The following is a 19,993-nucleotide window of genomic DNA, read 5'->3' as shown; positions in this document are numbered from 1 at the left end:
ATATATACCTGATCATCAGGGCGGAAATGAGAAAGCTAACGGCTTTTAACGATTTCACTCAGGCGAATACATACATGACGAAGAGACAGCAAAAAAATTGTACGTAGCGATAAAAAAATCTGCGGCGTACGCAAAGGAAACAGACATGGTCAGGAAGACGAAAGAAGAAGCACAAGAAACTTATAATACTCTGCTCGACGCAGCAGAAAAAGTGTTTGCCGAAAAAGGTGTCACCAGCACCACACTCAATGATGTTGCCACTGCAGCAGGCATGACGCGTGGCGCTATTTACTGGCACTTCAAGGATAAAAACGCCCTCTTTCAGGCCATGTGTGACCGCGCCTTCCTTCCCATGGAAGCCCTGCTCAACGAGATTGTTTCCACACCGCACAAAGACCCGCTGGCGGGTATCAAGCAATTAAATGTCCACTTCCTCAACCTCGTCACCGGCAATGCGCGCCAGCAAAACGTGTTTGACATCATTTTTCATCGCTGCGAAAAGAATAGCGAACTAATCTTCTTTAGCGCCGAGAGTGAGAAGCGGGTGGAATGCCTGTCCAAAGTCCAGGCCATGATCCAGCAAGCTGTTGATCAGGGGCAACTGCATCCTGAGACTGACACCTGGATCGCCATGCAAGCCATCCACGCCTATGTCATAGGCATAGTCCATGAATGGCTGGAAGACTCTTCCGCCTATTGCCTGATGCTGCATGCTGAAGACATGATAGACATGTTCCTGGCAGGCCTGATCGCCCGCCCGCCCCTGAAAAAAGTCAGGCCAGCAGAAAAAGAATGCGGCCTGCAACTGGTAGTCAATAACCAGGATTAAACAAAATCAGGCAAATGCAGGCTAAACCGGCAATTTCCAGTCAAACCGTACCGCCATCATGCGCAATACGAAGCATATGCCCACGCCAAAACCCAGCGCAACACCTTCATTGACCTCCAGCCAGTTCAATATCAAATAAGTCCAGCAACCGGCAAAGGCGCAAGTCGCATACAAATGGCTGCGCCTGAATACCAGCGGTATTTCATTACAGATAATATCGCGCAAAACGCCGCCAAATATGCCGGTAATGACACCCATCATGACGCAGACAAACATCGGCATCTGCGCTTCTTGCGCCAATGATGCTCCTGTCACACTGAACAAGCCCAGTCCCAGCGCATCAGCCAGCACGATGGCATTTTCAGTCACCGCATTACGCAAATGCCGCAAAAACGGGATGGCGATCAGTGACATCACGAAGATGATGATCGGGTATTCCTGATTCTCTACCCAAAACAAGGGCCGCCTGTCCAGCAACAGATCACGCAGCGTGCCGCCACCAAAAGCCGTAATAAAGGCCACCGTAAATACCCCCACCACGTCCATACGCTTGCGCCGCGCTTCAATAAATCCTGAACTGGCAAAAGCCAGTATCCCGGCGACTTCAATGGTATGCAACATCGAACTCATACCCAGATAGCTCGTCGTCATGTTTCTCCTTCAGGATTTGGTGCAAAAATGGGGATTTTATCAAGTTAGGGGTGATTTTGGGTCCGATAGTCTATGGTTCTTTAAATTCAAGACCTCTCAACACAGAGGCACAGAGACACAGAGCTATCACAGAGAAAGACTGAGAAAAATCGAAGATATCCAGAAGCTCATGCAAAGAAACCACCCTCAAATTCGTCGTTCCTGCGCAGGCAGGAACCCAGCGACGCTCGTAGTAAACTAGACTAGGTCACAACAAAAAAACAATAAAATATAAAATAAGCAATATTATTTCATTCAAGCCCATATTAATTACCTCAAATTTATCTGCGATAAGCAACCCTTCCCCACAACATCCCATCGCAAAAAACCCAATTTTCATTGTATAATCATCGGCTTGGCATTTTGGGCGTCCAAAATCCAGACAATTATTTAACCTTTGGCAAGTGATAATGCAATCGGGTCAAGAAGCAAGACGACCGACGAAGTGCTTATTGGCTACCTACACTATTTTCGAGGCAAGCATGAGAGATGGCATTCACCCAAATTATCGCGAAGTTCTGTTCCACGACGTTTCTTGCGATTTCAAATTCATCACACGTTCAACTATCAACACTCGCGACAAAGGTGAGTTTGAAGGTAAAGAATACCCACTGGTAAAGATCGAGGTTTCTGCAGAATCTCATCCTTTCTACACTGGCAAACACAAAATCGTGGATACAGCCGGTCGCGTTGAAAAATTCCGTCAAAAGTTCGGCAAAGTCGGTTCCAAGACTTCTGTCGCCAACTAATTGGCCAGGGAAACACAGCACGGTTTCATGCGTTGGCAGGGCCTGCCCTGCTAATACAAAATTGTGGAGTACGCAAGACCATCTGTGGTTCCCAAGAATTTTTAGTAAAAAAGGCAGCTCAGGCTGCCTTTTTTACTACAGCTTTACCCTACAATAAGCATCCTTTCCCTCCACCACCCAGATATGAAGCCAGTCCGACTTCCTGCTGCCGCAACAGTTGCGCTACCGCGCTGGGGAATCATCGCCCTCTGTCTCCTGTATATCCTGCCCGGCCTGATAGGCCGTGACCCGTGGAAAGGCGACGACGCCGCCGGTTTTGGCATCATGTGGACGATGGCGCATGGCAACCTGGCTGACTGGCTGTGGCCACACATCGTCGGCCTGCCTATGCCAGAAGAAGGCCCGCTGGCTTTCTGGCTCGGTGCCATCTGCATTAAATTATTTGGCTGGCTGGTCGGGGAACCCATGGCCGCCCGCCTGAGCACTGGCGTATGCTTCCTGCTAGGCTCACTCTCAGTCTGGTATGCCACTTATCTGCTAGGCCGCAGGCCAGAAGCGCAACCACTGAAACTCGCATTTGGCGGCCAGCCAGAAGCGCGCGATTTTGGCCGCACACTGGCAGACGGTGCCCTGCTGATTTACCTTGGTTGCCTGGGCCTGCTATTACGCAGCCATGAAACCAGTGCAGAAGCCCTGCAAATATCCCTGATCGCCTGCACTCTGTATCTGTGCATACGCCTGCTGGATGAACCAGGTAAGCTCACTGCCGCAAAAATCGGCGGCATACTCGGCTTGCTGGTATTAACCCGTGGCTGGGTATTGCCCACTGGCTTATGGATCAGCCTGCTGGCAGTCTGCGCCTATCGCCAGCAACCCCAGCCGCTGAAGTATCTGCTCTACATCACCCTGCCGGTTGCCATTGTGGTAGCAGGCGTCTGGATTTGCGCCATCACCCTGGTTAATCCCTACGACAGCTCACCCTATCAGGCATGGATGCTGTGGAATTATCGCCAGTTCAATCTCCCTGATTTTGACAGTATCAGCTACCTGTTCCGCTACGGTATCTGGTTCAGCTGGCCTGCCTGGCCCTTTGCTGCCTGGGCCATCTATGCCTGGCGCAAGCAGGAAAAAGCCCTGCATATTTCATTGCCAGTCAGCTTTTTGATCTGCTTTGGCGTGCTGGGCATGCTCAATCACCAGTCTGAAGAAGCGATACTTTTACCCATCTTGCCACCGCTGGCCATACTCGCCGCCTTTGGATTGCCGACCATGAAGCGCAGCGCCATCAACGCCGTGGACTGGTTCTCAGTCATTGTCTTCACCACAGCTGCCGCGACGATCTGGCTGTACTGGCTGGCTGACCTCACAGGCTGGCCGTCGCTCATGGCAAAACAAGCCACGCGCATAGTGCCAGGTTACCAGTCCAGCTTCAATATCTTTGTCTTCATCATCGCCCTGGCCGCGACGATAGCCTGGTTCCGCCTGGTGTACTGGCGTATCTCCAGGCAACCTGCCGTCTTGTGGCGTGCCGTGGTTTTGTCCAGCGGCGGTGTAATCTTGTGCTGGCTGCTGATGCAAAGTTTGGGGCTGCACTGGATAGATCAACGCATCAGCTACGCACCACTGGCGCGAGAACTCGCACAAAAAGTGCCCGCAGGTGCTGGCTGCATACAAGCCCATATCGGCCCCTCACAACGCGCCTCATTTGCGTATTTTGGCGAGCTGCACTTTGCCAGTTTCTCTGACAATGACTGCCATCTTTTACTGCTGCAAAACAGTAAAAAATCCCGCCATGAAAACCCATTGCCAGCAGAATACAATCTGGATCAATGGACCGTCATCTGGTCTGGCCACCGCAGTTCTGACAACGATGAGTTGTTTACCCTGTACCAGCGCAAGCAGCGATGAAGACCGAACACCCCAGCACGCTGCGCGGCAACATCAAACGCATCGCCTCACTGTCATGGCCCATGATGGTCGGCCAGATGGCTGTGGTGGGCAACGGGGTGATAGACACAGCAATGACTTCGCGCTTCTCGGCGACTGACCTGGCTGCACTCTCCATCGGCATCTCGATTTACGTCAGCATCTTTGTCGGCCTCAACGGCATTTTGCAAGCCATCTCCCCCGTCGTCGGCCAATTGTTTGGCGCACGCAAATTCAAAAAAATAGGCGCAGAGATTAAACAAGGCGTATGGCTGGGCGGCTTCCTCGCCTGCATAGGCTGTTTGATCTTGCTGTTCCCGAACAGCCTGCTCTCCATCGCACAAGCCTCACCGACCTTGAATGACAAGGCCGCGCAATACCTGCAAATATTGGCTATCGCCCTGCCCGCCACACTGGGCTTCAGGATTTATGGCGCACTCAATAATGCAGTTGGCCGCCCCAAGATGGTCATGGCCATACAACTCGCTGCGCTGGCAATCAAAATCCCGCTCAACACTCTGTTCATATTTGGTGGCCTTGGCATACCCGCCATGGGCGGCCCCGGCTGCGCGGCTGCTACCGCCGTCAATGCGTGGCTCATGCTTATCACTGGCTGGCTCATGCTTAAACACGTCAAATATTATGAATTATTTGCCCTGTTTGGCACTGGTTTCGTCAAACCCAACTGGAAAGCACTGCGCAGCCTGCTGCATCTCGGCATACCCATGGGCCTGAGCTACCTCATCGAAGTCACCGCATTCGCCTTCATGGCCCTGTTCATCGCCCGTCTGGGTGAAGTTGCCGTATCCGGCCACCAGCTCACCGCCAACTTTGGCACCATCCTGTATATGCTGCCCCTGGCGATCGCCAGCGCCACCGGTACACTGGTCGCGCAAGCCATAGGCGCCAAGCAAATGCAGGCTGCCCGCGTCACCGGCAATGCCGGCATCATCCTCGCTGCCATGCTGGCTGTGCCCATCGGCATCACCATCTGGTTCAGCCGCGACCTGATTTTGCATGCCTACACATCCAACCCCGTCATCATCGCAGCAGCCTTCCCGCTGTTCACCTTCATTTCGGTGTACCAGATTTTTGATGCGATACAAGTCACCACCGCCTTCATCCTGCGCGCCTACAAAATCGCCATCGTCCCCACCATCCTGTACGCCTTCGCGCTATGGGGTTGCGGCCTCGGCGGCGGCGTCATACTCGGCCTGGACCCCTACAACATCAGCCCCGCCTTTCTGCACGGCGCAGCAGGCTTCTGGATGGCCAACAGCACCAGCCTCGCCATCGTCGCCTTCAGCCTGTGGTACTACCTGCGCATCGTCCAGAAACGCTTCCCCACCCCGGCCATGTGGCGCAGGAACGTGAATTTCGACCAGCCAGGCAGAAACCCATGATGAATAACAAAAATAACACAACCAGCCAACCCGGCAAAAGCAGCAGGCCGCTTGCAAAATTTTGACGGCTCTGTCATAATTTCGTTCTGCGTTGCCGAGATGGCGGAATAGGTAGACGCACGGGACTCAAAATCCCGCGCCGCAAGGCGTGCCGGTTCGATTCCGGCTCTCGGCACCAAATACTGATTAAGCTCTTGATTACTCAAGGGCTTTTTTGGTTTTTGGCGAACAATTTCCCTTCTCTACTTTCCCCTTCTTCAGTAGCTTTTTTTGAGCTAGGCCAAGTGCATTCCCATAGGCAGCCAGTTGCCAGTCGGGTAAGATACAAATCAAACAAATGCAAGCAACGCTCCGACTGCTTCTGTTCACCGACTTTGAAGAACAAAGAATCATCCATGACACAAATATCAAATAACCTCGCTACTGAATCCTGGGCAATCGCCGATCTGCTCCGTGGTGATTTCAAGCAGAGTCAGTATGGTCGCATCATCTTGCCGTTTTGCTTATTGCGTCGCTTGGAGTGTGTATTGGAAGCCAGCAAAGAAGCCGTACTAGCAGAGCAGCAAAAAATAGAAAGTATGAAACTGCCTGAAGAGGCTCAAGAAAAATTGCTGCTGCGTGCGACTGGCGGCTTAAGTTTTTTCAACACCTCCAAAATGGATTTGTCCAAATTAGGTGAAAACGGCATCAAGGCCAATCTGGAAAGTTATATACAAAGTTTTTCCAAAGATGCGCGTGAGATTTTTGAATATTTTAATTTTGCTGAGTTTATAGGCCAGCTAAACGACGCCAACCTACTCTATAAAGTCGTGCAAAAAGTACGTACGATAGACCTCAGCCTTAAGGCTGTCTCAAATCATGATATGGGCCTGGTGTTTGAAGAACTGATACGTCGTTTTGCTGAAAGTTCAAACGATACGGCTGGTGAACACTTCACTCCGCGCGATATCGTGCGTCTGACTACCTCTCTGGTGTTTACTGAAGACGATGAAGGGCTGACCACCCCAGGCATCATTCGCACCATCTATGACCCTACAGCAGGAACTGGCGGCTTCTTGTCTGCAGGGATGGAGTATGTATATGAATTAAACCCCAATGCCGTCGTACGCGCCTTTGGTCAAGAACTGAATCAGGAAAGTTACGCCATCTGTAAAGCCGATATGCTTATCAAAGGGCAATTGGTGGATAGAATTAAACTCGGTAATACGTTGTCGAACGACCAGCTTTATGCTACCAAGTTTGACTATATGCTGTCTAATCCACCTTTTGGCGTTGATTGGAAAAAGATAGAGCAAGAAATCAATGATGAACATGACCTCAAAGGCTACGATGGTCGATTTGGCCCAGGCCTGCCAAGAGTGTCAGATGGCTCCTTGCTGTTCCTGTTGCACCTCATTAGCAAATTGCGCGATGTCAAAGAAGGCGGTGGCCGCATAGGCATTATCTTGAATGGTTCCCCTTTGTTCACAGGCGGTGCAGGTTCGGGTGAATCAGAAATACGCCGTTATATTCTGGAAGCAGATTTGCTGGAAGCCATCGTCGCCCTGCCGACCGATATGTTCTACAACACCGGCATCGCCACTTATGTCTGGATACTGTCCAACAAAAAGCCGGGCGAAAAAAAGGGCCTGGTACAACTGATCAACGGCAGCAACCTCTACAGCAAAATGCGCAAGTCATTGGGCAACAAGCGCAATGAAATGAGTGCCGACGACATCGCCACCATCATCCGCTGCTTTGGTGATTTTGAAGCCGTTGATGCGCGTGAACTGGACAAGCCCACCGAACAAAAAAGTAATCGCGGCAGGCAATCGACAAACACTAAGACTGAGGCAGCCAAGACCTTTGCCGCCAAGATTTTCAAGACCCATGAATTTGGCTACCGCCGCATTACCATTGAACGCCCGCTAAGACAGTCTTACCAGTTCTCTGATGAGCGCACTACCACGCTGCGCTTTGAATCAGGCGCATTGAACGGCATCATGCAATGGGCATACGCAGAGTTCGCCACTCTACCAGCTGCTATATGGAGCGATGCACCAGATTGCTCACACTATGGCGAACTTGGCCTGCATGAAGACACCATACGCCGTTATATCAAAACGCATTTTGCCGACCTCAAAGAAAAGCAAATCAAAGACCTGCTCAACCGTGATATCTGGTTAAGCGCCAAAGCCAGCATGCTCAAAGCCCAAGCCCTGCAAGCACAGATAGGAAAGTCACAGTTTGATGACATGAACGACTACGATGACGCCATTGCCAAAGCAGCCAAGCTGGCCAACATCAGCCTGGACGCCAAAGATAAAAAAGTCATTGAAGCTGCAGTGAGCTGGAAAAACCCAGTCGCCCTGCCCGTCATCAAAAAAATCCACAAAACCAAGGTTGATCCCATCTATGGCCTGTTTAACGTGGAAGGCAAAACCATAGAGTACAAAGCCGATGGGGACCTGCGAGATTTTGAAAACGTCGCACTCGATCCATCGAAGACAGTCAACGAGATCAACGAAGCCTACTTCAAGAAAGAAGTGCAACCCCACGTACCAGACGCCTGGATCGATGCCAGCAAAAAAGATGATAAAGACCAGCAAATAGGCGTTGTTGGCTATGAAATCCCGTTCAACCGCCACTTCTACCAATACCAGCCACCGCGCGATCTGGCTGAGATAGATGCTGATCTGGATGCAGTCAGTGCAGAGATCATGAAGCTGCTACAAGAGGTGCATTCATGAGCAAATCAAACCTGAGCAATGTCGCGCAACCCGATTTTGCTGAAGTCGTCCACCTGATCACCGCCGCACGCCAGCACGCCTATCAAGCCGTCAACACCACCCTGATCGAGCTGTATTGGCAAGTGGGAGCCTACATCAGCAACAAAATCAAGGCCGCAGAATGGGGTGATGGTGTGGTCGATGCGCTGGCGAAACATTTAGCGACCACGCAGCCTAATTTAAAGGGCTTTACACGTCGCAATCTGTTCCGGATGCGCCAGTTTTATGAAGCTTATCAAGATGATAAAATTGTCGCACCACTGGTGAGACAATTGCCGTGGACACATAACCTGACGATTCTCAGTCGTAGCAAAGTGAGCGAAGAGCGTGAATTTTATTTAAGGATGTCTATACAAGAGGGATGGTCTAGCCGTGATCTTGAACGACAGTTCAATGCCGCGCTTTTTGAGCGTACGGTGTTGCAACCGCCAAAAGTGTCAGCAGTGCTGACACAATTACACCCCGAAGCCTTAAACGTCTTCAAAGACAGCTACATCGTCGATTTCTTGAGCCTGCCAGAGCAACACAGCGAGGCTGATTTGCACCAGGGCCTGCTCGCCAAATTAAAGCATTTCTTGCTCGAACTTGGGCGCGATTTTTGTTTTGTCGGCAGCGAATATCCTGTGCAAGTCGGCAAACAAGACTTTGCACTCGATCTTTTATTCTTCCATCGTGGTTTAAACGCTCTGGTGGCGATAGAACTCAAAGTGGACAAATTCCAGCCAGAGCACTTAGGCAAACTCAATTTTTACTTGGAAGCCCTGGACCGCGACCACAAAAAACCACACGAAAACCCCGCCATCGGCGTGCTGCTATGCGCGAGTAAAGATGATGAAGTCGTTGAATACGCTCTGAGCCGCAGCCTTTCACCTGCCATGATTGCTGAATACCAGACACAACTGCCCGATAAAAAACTGCTGCAAGCGAAGCTGCATGAGTTTTATCTGTTGAATCTGGCGCAGGAGGATGGAGTATGAGTCGGTATAAGGCGTATCCTGATTATAAGGATGCAGAGAGTAAATGGTTAGATATTCTTCCCAAGGATTGGAAGCGTGCGCCATTAAAATATTTAGTTGCTATTAGAATTACAGATGGGCCACACGAAACTCCGGAATTTGTTGATGAAGGAGTGCCATTTCTTTCCGCAGAAGCAGTAAAGAATAATAAGTTAGACTTTACGAAAAAGCGTGGCTGTATTACGAGAGCATTGCACGAAGTCTATAGTAAAAAATGTCTACCGCAACTTGACGATGTTTTTATGATTAAGTCAGGAAACACAACCGGCAACATAGCAATCGTTGAGACAAATGAAGAATTTAATATTTGGTCGCCACTAGCTTTGATACGTTCTGATAAATGTAAAGTTTTACCTCGCTTTGTTTTCTATTCGATGTGTGCGGACTACTTTAAGACGAGTGTTGAATTATCGTGGAGTCAAGGCACTCAACCAAATATCGGAATGGGAGTAATCGAAAATCTTCATATTCCCGTCGGCTCGATAGAAGAGCAGCAAACCATCGCCAACTTCCTCGACCACGAAACCGCCAAGATCGATACCCTGATCGCGAAGCAGCAAGAGTTGATCAAGCTGCTGACAGAAAAACGACAGGCGGTGATTAGTCATGCCGTCACCAAAGGCCTCAACCCCAACGCCCCCATGCGCGACTCTGGCGTGGAGTGGTTGGGCGAAGTGCCGTTGCACTGGAAAGTTGCATCGTTGAAGTATTTAGTATCCGCACCAATTATTGATGGGCCACATCTAACCCCCACCAGAAAGGAAGAAGGTATTCCGTTTATTTCGGCAGAAGCTGTCTCACAGGGATATATAAATTTTGAGAAGAAATGGGGGTATATTTCAGAAGAAGATCATCAACTATTTTCCAAGCGCTATTGCCCTCAACGCGGGGATATTTTAGTTGTTAAACTAGGTGCAACCACTGGCACTGTTGCTATTGTTGAGACGGACGAGGCGTTTAACGTTTGGGTGCCACTGGCTACAATCAGAACAAAAAATGATGTCCCATCAAAATTCGTTTTTTACTTACTTCAATCAGTACATGTTCGCGATGCCTTTCAGGTGTCTTGGACATTCGGAACACAGCAAACATTGGGACTAGGCACCTTAGCTAATTTATCTTTTCCAATTCCGGTTAAGGATGAAGCACTCAAAATAGTCGAATTTATTGAGTCAAAGATTCCCACTTTTGATAGATTGATCAATGAATGCGAAGTCTCATATATGCTATTACAAGAGCGCCGCACAGCCCTAATCTCCGCAGCCGTCACAGGCAAGATAGACGTGCGCGACTGGCAAGCAATCAGCGACACAGCCTTAGCCGCCTGATAGCGTGTGATTAAACCAAGCCTCCACCAGAGAACCTCTTTATGAGCAAAGCCAACGAACTGACCTTCCAAAACGACATGATCCGCCAGTTGCAAGCCAATGGCTGGCTGCTCGGCAAGGCGGAGCATTACAACCGCGAACTGGCTTTGTATCCTGAAGATGTGTTGGGTTTTGTCAAAGACACGCAAGATGAGCAATGGCAAAAGTTTTGTGCCTTGTATCCAATGCAGCCTGAGCAAAAATTCCTGGATCGGCTGGCGCAGCAGCTCAACAAGGCTGACCCGAATGCGGCGAATAAAGAGATGCGTACCTTTGGCACTCTGGGTGTCTTGCGGCATGAGCTTAAAGACCGTGGCACGCGCTTTTCGCTTTGCCAGTTTGCGCCTGAACATAAGTTGAACCCGGATACTTTGGCGCGTTATAAGCAGAACCGTTTGCGTGTGGTGCCTGAGTTGACTTACAGCCCCTGGGTGAAAGAAGTGGATGGTACGCCGCTGGATTCCCGCCTGCGCGGGAATGAGGACGCTACGGGTACGGATGAGGCAAACAGTGTGAAAGCAAAAGCCTGGCGCATTGATCTGGTCTTATTTGTCAATGGCATCCCGGTTGCAACTTTGGAATTGAAGTCAGAATTTAAACAGGCGGTACACAATGCCATGCGCCAGTATCGTACTACGCGCCTGCCTATTGACCCTGTCGCAAAAAAACCTGAACCTCTACTCACCTTCAAGCGTGGTGCACTGGTGCATTTTGCGGTGAGCCAGTATGAAGTCTATATGACGACCCGGCTGGAGGGCGAAGATACTTTCTTCCTGCCCTTCAACAAGGGCACACATGACGGTGGCGCTGGCAACGATGTTCCTGAAGATGTCACGCAATATGCGACTGATTATTTGTGGAATGAAGTCTTATTGCCCGACAATCTGCTGAAGATTTTGGGCCGCTATGTGCATTTGCAGATAGAAGAAAAAGAAGACTGGGAAGGCCGCAAGTATAAAAAAGAAAGCCTGATTTTCCCGCGTTATCACCAGTGGGATGTGGTGAATAAATTACTGGCCGCAGCACATACCGAGGGGCCGGGGCATAAATACCTGATACAGCATAGTGCGGGCTCGGGTAAATCAAATTCCATTGCCTGGGTCGCGCACCAGTTATCGTCTTTGTACGATGAGCGGGGAAATAAGCAATTTCACTCTGTCATTGTGGTGACAGACCGTACTGTGCTGGATGCGCAATTGCAAGACACGATTGCCCAGTTTGAACATACCGATGGCGTGGTTGGCCGCATCAATAACCAGGAAGGTGATGGTTCAAAATCAGAAAAATTGGCCAAGGCTTTGGAAAGTTCACAGCCTATTATTATCGTGACGATACAGACCTTCCCTTTTGTTTTGCAGGCGATAGAAAACAGTGTGAGCCTGAAAGAGCGTAACTATGTAGTCATTGCTGATGAGGCGCACTCTTCACAAACCGGCTCGACAGCACGCAAGTTAAAAGAAGTCTTGATGGTGGATGGTAGTGCCAGTGATGAAGACGAAATCACCTCTGACGATATCATCGACGCTGCGGTTGCCTCGCGCCGCGCTTCCAAGAACCTGAGTTATCTGGCATTTACCGCGACGCCTAAAACCAAGACGCTGGAATTATTTGGCCGCCGCCCTCGCCCTGAAGAACAGGCGTCAAAAACCAATAAGCCTGCGGCCTTCCATGTGTACAGCATGCGCCAGGCGATAGAAGAAGGTTTCATCCTGGATGTATTGCAGAACTACACCAATTACAAGGTTGCATACAACCTGGCAATGCGTATCAACGATGCTGATCAACAGGTAGAAAGCAAGAAAGCCACGGTCAGGCTCAACCAGTGGGTGCGCCTGCATGATCACAATATCAGCCAAAAAGTCATGATCATCGTTGAGCATTTTAAGACTCACGTGATGGGCTTATTGGGTGGGCAAGCCAAGGCCATGGTCGTGACCAGTTCACGCAAAGAAGCCGTGCGCTATAAAAAGTCTTTTGATACGTATATTGCCAAGAAAAGTGAAAGCGAGCCTGACTATCAAAAGATACGTGCCATGGTGGCTTTTTCTGGTGAGGTGGAATTTAACGACAAAGACCCGAATATCGAAGCACTGCTGGATCAAAAATTCACAGAATCGAATATGAACCTGGCCTTAAAAGGCCGCGACATGCGCAAGGCTTTTGATACGGATGATTATCAACTCATGATCGTCGCCAACAAGTTCCAAACTGGTTTTGACCAGCCCAAACTGTGTGCCATGTATGTGGATAAAAAACTGGGTGGCGTGGAATGTGTACAAACCCTGTCGCGCCTGAACCGCACTTACCCCGGTAAAAAAGAGACTGGCACCTTTGTACTGGATTTTTTTAATGCACCGGAAGATATCCTTTCCTCCTTCCAGCCTTACTTTCAGACCGCAGAACTGGCAGACGTATCTAACCCCAATCTGATTTTTGACCTGTTTGATAAATTGCGTACTGCGGATATTTTCACATGGACAGAAGTTGAGCAGTTCTGCAAAGCCTTCTTTGTGCAAAGCAAGAGCAACGCCGCTATTGCCAATATCTGTAAGCCAGCAATAGAGCGCTGGCAAAAGCGCTATAAACATGCAGTAGAGGCTTACAAGCAAGCCAAGGACATGTTTGAACGCACAAAGAAATTCAATGACGCGGTACTGATTGCCAATGCTGAAAACAGTCTTAAAGACTGCAAGAAAGCCAGGGACGCACTGGAGATTTTTAAAAAAGACCTGGGCACTTTCGTGCGCTTTTATGAATTCATGTCGCAGATCGTTGATTATGACGACAAGGATTTGGAAAAACTCAGCCTGTACGCCCGCAACCTGCGCCCCATGTTGCGAGAAACTATCGTTGATGAAGATGATATCGATTTATCGACCATCTCTTTGAGCCACTATCGCGTATCCAAAATCCGCCAGCAGCATTTGATGCTGAAAGAAGATCAGGAAGAATACAAACTGATGCCAGGTGAAGGCGCAGGCACCGCCAAGGCCAAGGACAAGAAAACTGAATTCTTGTCGCAGATAGTCTACAGGCTAAACGAATTATTCATCACTGACCATTTGACTGATCAGGACATGGTCAATTATTTTTTTACCGTTAGCGACAAGGTCAGGGAGAATTCCAGCGTCATGCAGCAATTCGCCAACAACAGTGCAGAACAAGCCATGCTGGGTGATTTTTCCAAGGCGTTAGACGACGCTATTTTAGACAGCAGCGATGTGCATGAAAACCAAAAAATGCAATTATTATCAGATCCAGTACGCTATGCTGGATTTAAAAAATTGGTTTTTGATTTGATGAGGCGACCAGCATCGTGACTTTCTAAGGTATAGCAAGCAAACTTGCAACAACTATTGCAAATGCTTTATATCGAATATGGAAGAAGTCGTTCGCCGCAAAGCCTGTGAAATTTTAGACATGATTATCTGGAGTTTCCAATTCTCTCCACAGCGTGGAGAGAATTGCGCTGATGAACTGAATCAAAAAGGTTTAGTCACCCTACCCTCATACGCTTGCAATATGAGCGACTTCGCATTTTCAAAGTCATCGCTATTTGAAACCGACACTTCCAAATCACCAGTTCCCCAGTGGCCGCTATTGCTTACGTTCCTGCAATTGGCAGGCATGACAGCAAACTGCTCTGGGTTGACATGCAAATACAACACGATGCGATTCTTTTGCAAAACAACAGTGGCAAAATTTTTCAGTCGCTTGAATGCGGAATACAGCTTGAGTTCTTTTCGCTCTACGTCATCGCCAAGCGAGGCAATGAAGTCCTCAACTGTCGTCAATAATTCCCTTAGATGTGGTGATAATTCATTCAGCCATTCTGCGTATGACTTGTCTGTACTCCTAGGTCGATTGACTGGACTGGCCTCGCTGACAGACTTGTTGATCGTTTTAGGTGTGGGATTGCTGCCACCGTTGGCTTGTTCCAACAGCAGTAAATCTTCACCAAATAAGCGATAGCGTATTAGCTCAATATTGCGATCTATCTGCTGGACTGCATGTGCATCAAACTTGGTAAAGTCAGCGGCTATGCAAACCAGGCGTGGGGCGCTCCAGTCTATGCTGGCTGCGGCAGCATCACCCAATTTTCTAGCGACCAATAGCTGGAACTCTGCCTGGTGATCCATCAACCAATCAAGATAATACAAGCCTTGATTGATGACGTTCTCAGACACAGAACGCTTGTACTCCAAAATCACTGGGCAGGCATTTTCATCCAGGCCGAGCGTATCAATGCGCCCGCCGTGAGTTTTACCGGTACTGTACTCAGATGCCAGAAAACGTATGCGCAGCAGGTTTGTCAGATTATTTTCTATCAGGGTCTGCAAAGGCCGCTCAAGGCCGGATGCATCGCCTTGCAACATGTTGGCTTTGCCATCGCTCAGGCGGAATAAGCTGATTTCACTCATTTTATTTTGTTGTCTTTTAAAGTAGCAATTGACGCATTATCAGAGCGAAGCGCCAATAACTCAATACCTATGCTCATCCACCAAATGCTTGTTAAAGCTGTACTTGCTGCCACCTTGCAGTACGTCGGTCAGGCGTTTGGGGTTGGCGGATGAGATGAAGATGTCGGCGATGCCGTCCTTGACGCGGAACTTGGTCGCGGGGCTGAGGATGTTGTTGGCTTTGATCATCAGGTGGCGGATGATTTTGGCTTTTTCGCTGCAGATGAGGAAGTGGTTTTCTTTTCTGAAGTTGGTCAGGGGGATGTTGAGCCACCAGCCTTCGTCGGTGCCGTAGCGGACGACTTGGGAGAATTGGGTGTTGCCTTCGTTGAGGACGTTGGCTTGCAGGGAATCGTTGGCGATTTGGATGGCTTCGGCTTTGTTCATTTTTGTCTTCTTTGGCGTTTGGGTTGGGGAAGCAGTAGTTAAATTGCTACTGGGTCTGCGATGGAAATCCATCCCTGTCCCTGCCTTTCCCTTAATGGCGGTATTTTAACCGTTGCAGCTTCAATACAGACGGAATTGGCCACAGTTCTCGTTTACCCTTCATCCCACATTGCGTTAAACTGTATGCATATACAGTTATTTAAACGCTCTCCCTGCCCCATGCTTGCCAATCTGGATAATCCTTTTTACTACCTTGAAAACTTCCAGGCCGTGCTGGACTGGGTGGGTGGGCGCTATGCGGATTTGCTGGCTGATGATGAGCAAGAATTTATTGCACAGTTTGGTAGCCTGCCGCAAGCTTCGCGAGCTTTATTTGTGCGGATGGTGATGCGCAAGGGTTGTGTGTTCAGGGCCAGCAAGCTGGTGTATGGCGAGATTGGTGAAATGAGGGCTGCCATGCAGGCGCTGGAGGATGTGGGCTGGGTGCAGGCTGATCCTGTGGTCGATATTGCTGGTTTGTTTGATTTGCTGCAAAAGCCTGAGCTGGCGCTGGTGTTGGCGATGAAGCCTGGTGAAAAGAAATTGCCCAAGGCTGAGCAACTGAGCGTGTTTAGCTTGCGGCATACGGGTAGCCAGGCTTTTTCTGCCTGGTGTGCGGGGGCCGAGGGTACTGTGAGTGCCTTGGACGATGTGGCTTATCAGGTGCTGAACAAGGATTTGTGTGACCGTTTACGGTTGCTGTTTTTTGGCAATCTGTATCAGGACTGGTCTGAGTTTGTGTTGTCTGACCTGGGTATTTTCCAGTATGAGAAGGTGGAGTTTTCTGCTGCTTCGCGTGGCTTTGGCAAGCGGGCGGATATCGATGCTTATCTGGCTTTGCATGCCTGTCGTGAGGCTTTTCATGCGGAGCAGCCTGTGCCTGAGGTGCTGGCGCAACTGGCTGCGACTGGTTTGCATGCATTGGACAATGCCTGGCTGGCAAGCCGCCGTAACCGCTTGTTGTATCAGATTGGCGAGTACGTTGAAAAGCAAAAGGACTGGGCGCTGGCGCAGCAAGTGTATGCGGGCTGCACTTACCCTGGTGCGCGCTTGCGGGCCATACGTGTGCTGGAGAAAAGCGAACAGACGCAGGCTGCCTATGATTTGCTGACGCTGGCACAGCAAGCGCCTGAGAGTGAGGCAGAACATCAGCAGATGTTGCGTATTGCACCGCGCCTCAGTCGCAAGCTTGGGTTGGCTAAAGTTACCAAAGCGGCTCGTACATCACCGACAGAACTGACCTTGCGCCTGCCCTTCCCGCAAGAGGATTATGTGGTCGAGTATGTGGTGCGAGACCATTTACATAGTGATGATGCGCCGGTGTTTTATGTGGAGAATGCGCTTATCAATTCCCTGTTTGGTTTGTTGTGCTGGCCTGTGATTTTCAAGGCGATACCGGGGGCGTTTTTTCATCCTTTCCAGCGTGAGCCGGTGGATTTGTTGAGTGCGGATTTTCAAACGCGGCGGGCAGATGATTTTGCTGCCTGTTTTGCGCAACTGGAGTCAGGTGCTTATCACCAGACCATACGGCAAACGTATGCGGCCAAGTCTGGCTTGCAATCGCCCTTTGTGTTTTGGAGCACGCTGCCTGAGGATTTGCTAGACATGGCGCTGGCATGCATACCACCACATCATCTGAAACATAGTTTTGAGCGCATCTTGCTTGATATACGCGCCAATCGTAATGGCTTTCCTGACCTGATACAGTTTTGGCCGCAAGAGCAGCGCTACCAGATGATAGAGGTCAAAGGGCCTGGAGACAAATTGCAGGATAACCAGAAACGCTGGCTGGACTTTTGTGCTAGGCATGATATGCCAGTGGCCGTTTGTTACCTGGAGTGGCAAGAGGTTGGGCAGTGAACACGACAAGCCTAGCCAGCTATACGGTGGCCGTGCGTGCCTTGTGCGAGTTCACGGCAAAACAAGGTGACCTGGATTTGCGCTTTACGCCCTCGCCCACTGCCGAGCAGGGCATGGCCGGGCATGCAACGGTGGCCTTGCGTAGAAACAGTAGTTACCAGCGTGAAGTGAAGCTGGACGGCCAGCATGGCAGCTTGCATGTGCGTGGCCGTGCTGATGGTTATGACCCTGATTTGCAGCAGATAGAAGAGATAAAGACTTATCTGGGCGACTTGCATGCCATGCCAGATAATCACCGTCATTTGCATTGGGCGCAGGCTAAGGTGTATGGGCATTTGCTATGTCAGAAACTAGGCTTACAACAGATCAGCGTCGCACTGGTGTATTTCAATATACAAAGCCAGAAAGAGACGGTGTTGCAGCAAGAGCTGAGTGCGGCTGAATTGGCAGATTTTTTTGCTTTGCTGTGTGGCCGCTTTATCGCGTGGGCAGAGCAGGAAGTGGCGCACCGCATTGCACGGGATCTGGCTTTGGGTACGATGGTCTTTCCACATGAGAATTTTCGGCCAGGGCAAAGGCAACTGGCCGAAGCGATGTACAAAGCCAGCAAGCGCGGCTGTTGTCTGCTGGCGCAAGCGCCGACTGGCATAGGCAAAACCATAGGCAGTTTGTTCCCCTTGTTAAAGGCGGCGGCAGAGCACAAGCTGGACAAGATTTTTTATCTGACCGCAAAATCATCGGGGCGACAACTGGCTTTGCATGCGCTGGGCAATATCCAGAACAGCACACCAAACCTGTGCTTGCGCACGCTGGAACTGGTCGCCAAGACCAAGGCCTGCGAATACCCCCAAGCAGCCTGTCATGGCGATGCTTGCCCGCTCGCAAAAGGTTTTTATGACCGCCTGCCTGCTGCGCGTACCGCCGCTGCCGAACAGCAATTGCTGGACAAAGAAAGCTTGCGTTGCGTCGCCCTCGCACATCAGGTTTGCCCTTATTATCTGGGCATAGAAATGGCACGCTGGGCGGATGTCATCATAGGCGACTATAACTATTATTTTGATCTCTATGCATTGCTGCATGGCTTAACGATAGTTAACAACTGGCGTGTCGCTGTGCTGGTGGATGAGGCACACAATCTGGTGACGCGGGCGCGGCAGATGTATAGCGCTGAGTTGCAGCGCGATAGCCTGAAACGCTTGCGCAAGGCACCGCCGCCAGCGCTCAAGAAAACTCTGGACAGTTTGTACCGCGCCTGGCGGCAACTCGAAAAAGAACAGGAAACTGATTACCAACCCCATGCCGAGATACCAGAAAAACTCCTGTCAGCGTTGACGCGACTATGCACAGAAATTGGTCTTTACTTTGCGGACAATCCCAGTCAACTCGCACCGGATTTGCAGCAGTTTTATCTGGATGCCTTGTTGTTCAATCGCCTGGCAGAAAGTTTTGCTGATCATTCGATATTCGATGTCAGCAAAACGCATGGCACATCGACGCTATGCATACGCAATATCGTGCCCGCTGCTTTTTTGACGCCGCGTTTTGCTGCTAGCCGTACGACTACCCTATTCTCTGCCACGCTCAGCCCGTGGAATTATTATTGCGATACGCTTGGCCTGCCAGATGGCACGGCCTGGGTGGATGTGGAATCACCTTTCTCTGCTGAACAATTGCAGGTGCATGTGGTGGATAGCATCTCTACCCGCTATGCCGATCGTGTGCGTTCTGTTGCACCTATCGTTGACTTGATGGCGCGGCAGTATCACGCGCAGCCTGGCAATTATCTCGCGTTCTTTAGCAGCTTTGATTATCTTGAGCAGGTCAGCAGCAGCTTCGTCAAAGCGCACCCTGATATTCCTGTGCGTTTGCAAACCCGGCGTATGCATGAAGCGGATCGTGAAGCGTTTTTGGCGCAATTTACTGAAGATAGCCAGGGGATTGCTTTTGCAGTGCTGGGCGGGTCGTTTGGCGAAGGTATAGATTTGCCGGGTACGCGTCTGATCGGTGCGTTCATTGCTACCTTAGGTCTGCCACAACTGAACCCCATCAATGAGCAGATCAAGCTGCGCATGGATAAGATTTTTGGGTCGGGTTATGACTATGCTTATCTTTACCCTGGTTTGCAAAAGGTGGTGCAAGCTGCCGGGCGGGTGATACGGCAGACGGATGATCAGGGTGTGGTGTACTTGATTGATGACCGGTTTGGGCGGGTGGATGTGCGGGCTTTGTTGCCTGGGTGGTGGGTGGTTAATTGAAGCAAATGCTTCTTTGCCCGTAGGTTGGGCTACGGGGTATCAGCCTAGCGAGGCCCGGCCCAACACTCTGCGTTTAAAAAACGTATACGTTTGCAAAGGCACAGTGTTGGGCTGATGAAGCGTAGCCCAACCTACGCACTTTGTTGCACGCTTCCAAATAATTCATCTGTTTATCGACAAACGCCATTAAATCACTCAGGCGTCTACCTGGGTAAACGACCTGAGTTCGATATTTGGTTTTTAA

At 50.0% G+C, this 19,993-nt stretch carries 13 protein-coding genes and 1 tRNA gene; 11 read left to right on the top strand and 3 right to left on the bottom strand.

All coding sequences use genetic code 11. The features are described 5' to 3' along the window. Window positions 1–145 precede the first annotated feature (145 nt). Window positions 146–829, top strand: a complete 684-nt coding sequence (locus tag ACO0LG_RS26630) for a TetR family transcriptional regulator (RefSeq protein WP_423031150.1) — start codon at window positions 146–148, stop codon at window positions 827–829. Window positions 830–850: 21 nt separating this feature from the next. On the opposite strand, the gene ACO0LG_RS26625 is transcribed toward ACO0LG_RS26630, so the two are convergent. Further along, the gene (locus tag ACO0LG_RS26625) at window positions 851–1,480 is read right to left on the bottom strand and encodes a trimeric intracellular cation channel family protein (protein ID WP_423031148.1); all 630 of its coding nucleotides are present in this window, start codon (window positions 1,478–1,480) and stop codon (window positions 851–853) included. 521 nt (window positions 1,481–2,001) lie between these two features. On the opposite strand from ACO0LG_RS26625, the gene ACO0LG_RS26620 reads away from it, so the two are divergent. The 8 genes from ACO0LG_RS26620 to ACO0LG_RS26585 all read left to right on the top strand — a co-directional run bounded on the left by ACO0LG_RS26620 (window position 2,002) and on the right by ACO0LG_RS26585 (window position 14,068). Continuing rightward, complete coding sequence (locus ACO0LG_RS26620) at window positions 2,002–2,268, top strand: type B 50S ribosomal protein L31 (RefSeq protein WP_422638803.1); 267 nt, start codon at window positions 2,002–2,004, stop codon at window positions 2,266–2,268. A 183-nt stretch (window positions 2,269–2,451) separates the two neighbouring features. Beyond that, window positions 2,452–4,176 carry an ArnT family glycosyltransferase gene (locus tag ACO0LG_RS26615; RefSeq protein WP_423031145.1) on the top strand — a complete coding sequence of 575 codons (1,725 nt, stop codon included), beginning with the start codon at window positions 2,452–2,454 and terminating at the stop codon, window positions 4,174–4,176. Beyond that, the gene (locus tag ACO0LG_RS26610; RefSeq protein ID WP_423031143.1) at window positions 4,173–5,597 is read left to right on the top strand and encodes an MATE family efflux transporter; all 1,425 of its coding nucleotides are present in this window, start codon (window positions 4,173–4,175) and stop codon (window positions 5,595–5,597) included. Before ACO0LG_RS26615 ends, ACO0LG_RS26610 begins: the two co-directional genes overlap by 4 nt. Before the next feature lie 93 nt (window positions 5,598–5,690). Then, a tRNA-Leu gene (locus tag ACO0LG_RS26605) sits at window positions 5,691–5,775 on the top strand. A 217-nt stretch (window positions 5,776–5,992) separates the two neighbouring features. After that, a complete protein-coding gene (locus ACO0LG_RS26600; RefSeq protein WP_423031141.1) occupies window positions 5,993–8,326 on the top strand; it encodes a type I restriction-modification system subunit M in 2,334 nt (777 codons plus the stop codon). Then, a complete protein-coding gene (locus tag ACO0LG_RS26595) occupies window positions 8,323–9,342 on the top strand; it encodes a PDDEXK nuclease domain-containing protein (RefSeq protein WP_423031139.1) in 1,020 nt (339 codons plus the stop codon). Before ACO0LG_RS26600 ends, ACO0LG_RS26595 begins: the two co-directional genes overlap by 4 nt. Beyond that, complete coding sequence (locus ACO0LG_RS26590) at window positions 9,339–10,709, top strand: restriction endonuclease subunit S (protein WP_423031137.1); 1,371 nt, start codon at window positions 9,339–9,341, stop codon at window positions 10,707–10,709. The genes ACO0LG_RS26595 and ACO0LG_RS26590 overlap by 4 nt, the downstream gene beginning before the upstream one ends. A gap of 41 nt (window positions 10,710–10,750) precedes the next feature. Next, window positions 10,751–14,068 (top strand): type I restriction endonuclease subunit R, encoded by a 3,318-nt coding sequence (locus ACO0LG_RS26585; protein ID WP_423031135.1) that lies wholly within the window; start codon window positions 10,751–10,753, stop codon window positions 14,066–14,068. Between the two features lie 162 nt (window positions 14,069–14,230). Here ACO0LG_RS26585 and ACO0LG_RS26580 read toward each other — a convergent pair whose 3' ends face one another. Together ACO0LG_RS26580 and ACO0LG_RS26575 are read right to left on the bottom strand one after the other, a co-directional pair. Continuing rightward, window positions 14,231–15,169: a DUF5655 domain-containing protein gene (locus ACO0LG_RS26580; protein WP_423031133.1), complete on the bottom strand. Its 939-nt coding sequence runs from the start codon at window positions 15,167–15,169 to the stop codon at window positions 14,231–14,233. Window positions 15,170–15,229: 60 nt separating this feature from the next. Continuing rightward, window positions 15,230–15,595, bottom strand: coding sequence for a hypothetical protein (locus ACO0LG_RS26575; RefSeq protein WP_423031131.1), 366 nt, complete (start codon window positions 15,593–15,595; stop codon window positions 15,230–15,232). A gap of 219 nt (window positions 15,596–15,814) precedes the next feature. On the opposite strand from ACO0LG_RS26575, the gene ACO0LG_RS26570 reads away from it, so the two are divergent. Further along, window positions 15,815–17,494 (top strand): VRR-NUC domain-containing protein, encoded by a 1,680-nt coding sequence (locus ACO0LG_RS26570; protein ID WP_423031129.1) that lies wholly within the window; start codon window positions 15,815–15,817, stop codon window positions 17,492–17,494. Beyond that, window positions 17,491–19,749 (top strand): helicase C-terminal domain-containing protein, encoded by a 2,259-nt coding sequence (locus ACO0LG_RS26565; protein WP_423031127.1) that lies wholly within the window; start codon window positions 17,491–17,493, stop codon window positions 19,747–19,749. The genes ACO0LG_RS26570 and ACO0LG_RS26565 overlap by 4 nt, the downstream gene beginning before the upstream one ends. The last annotated feature ends 244 nt before the right edge of the window (window positions 19,750–19,993 follow it).

This window comes from Undibacterium sp. Ji42W, assembly GCF_049340405.1.
Taxonomy (GTDB): domain Bacteria; phylum Pseudomonadota; class Gammaproteobacteria; order Burkholderiales; family Burkholderiaceae_D; genus Undibacterium.
The sequence above is the reverse complement of the archived record's forward strand: the minus strand, read 5'-3'. Positions and strand labels throughout refer to the sequence as shown.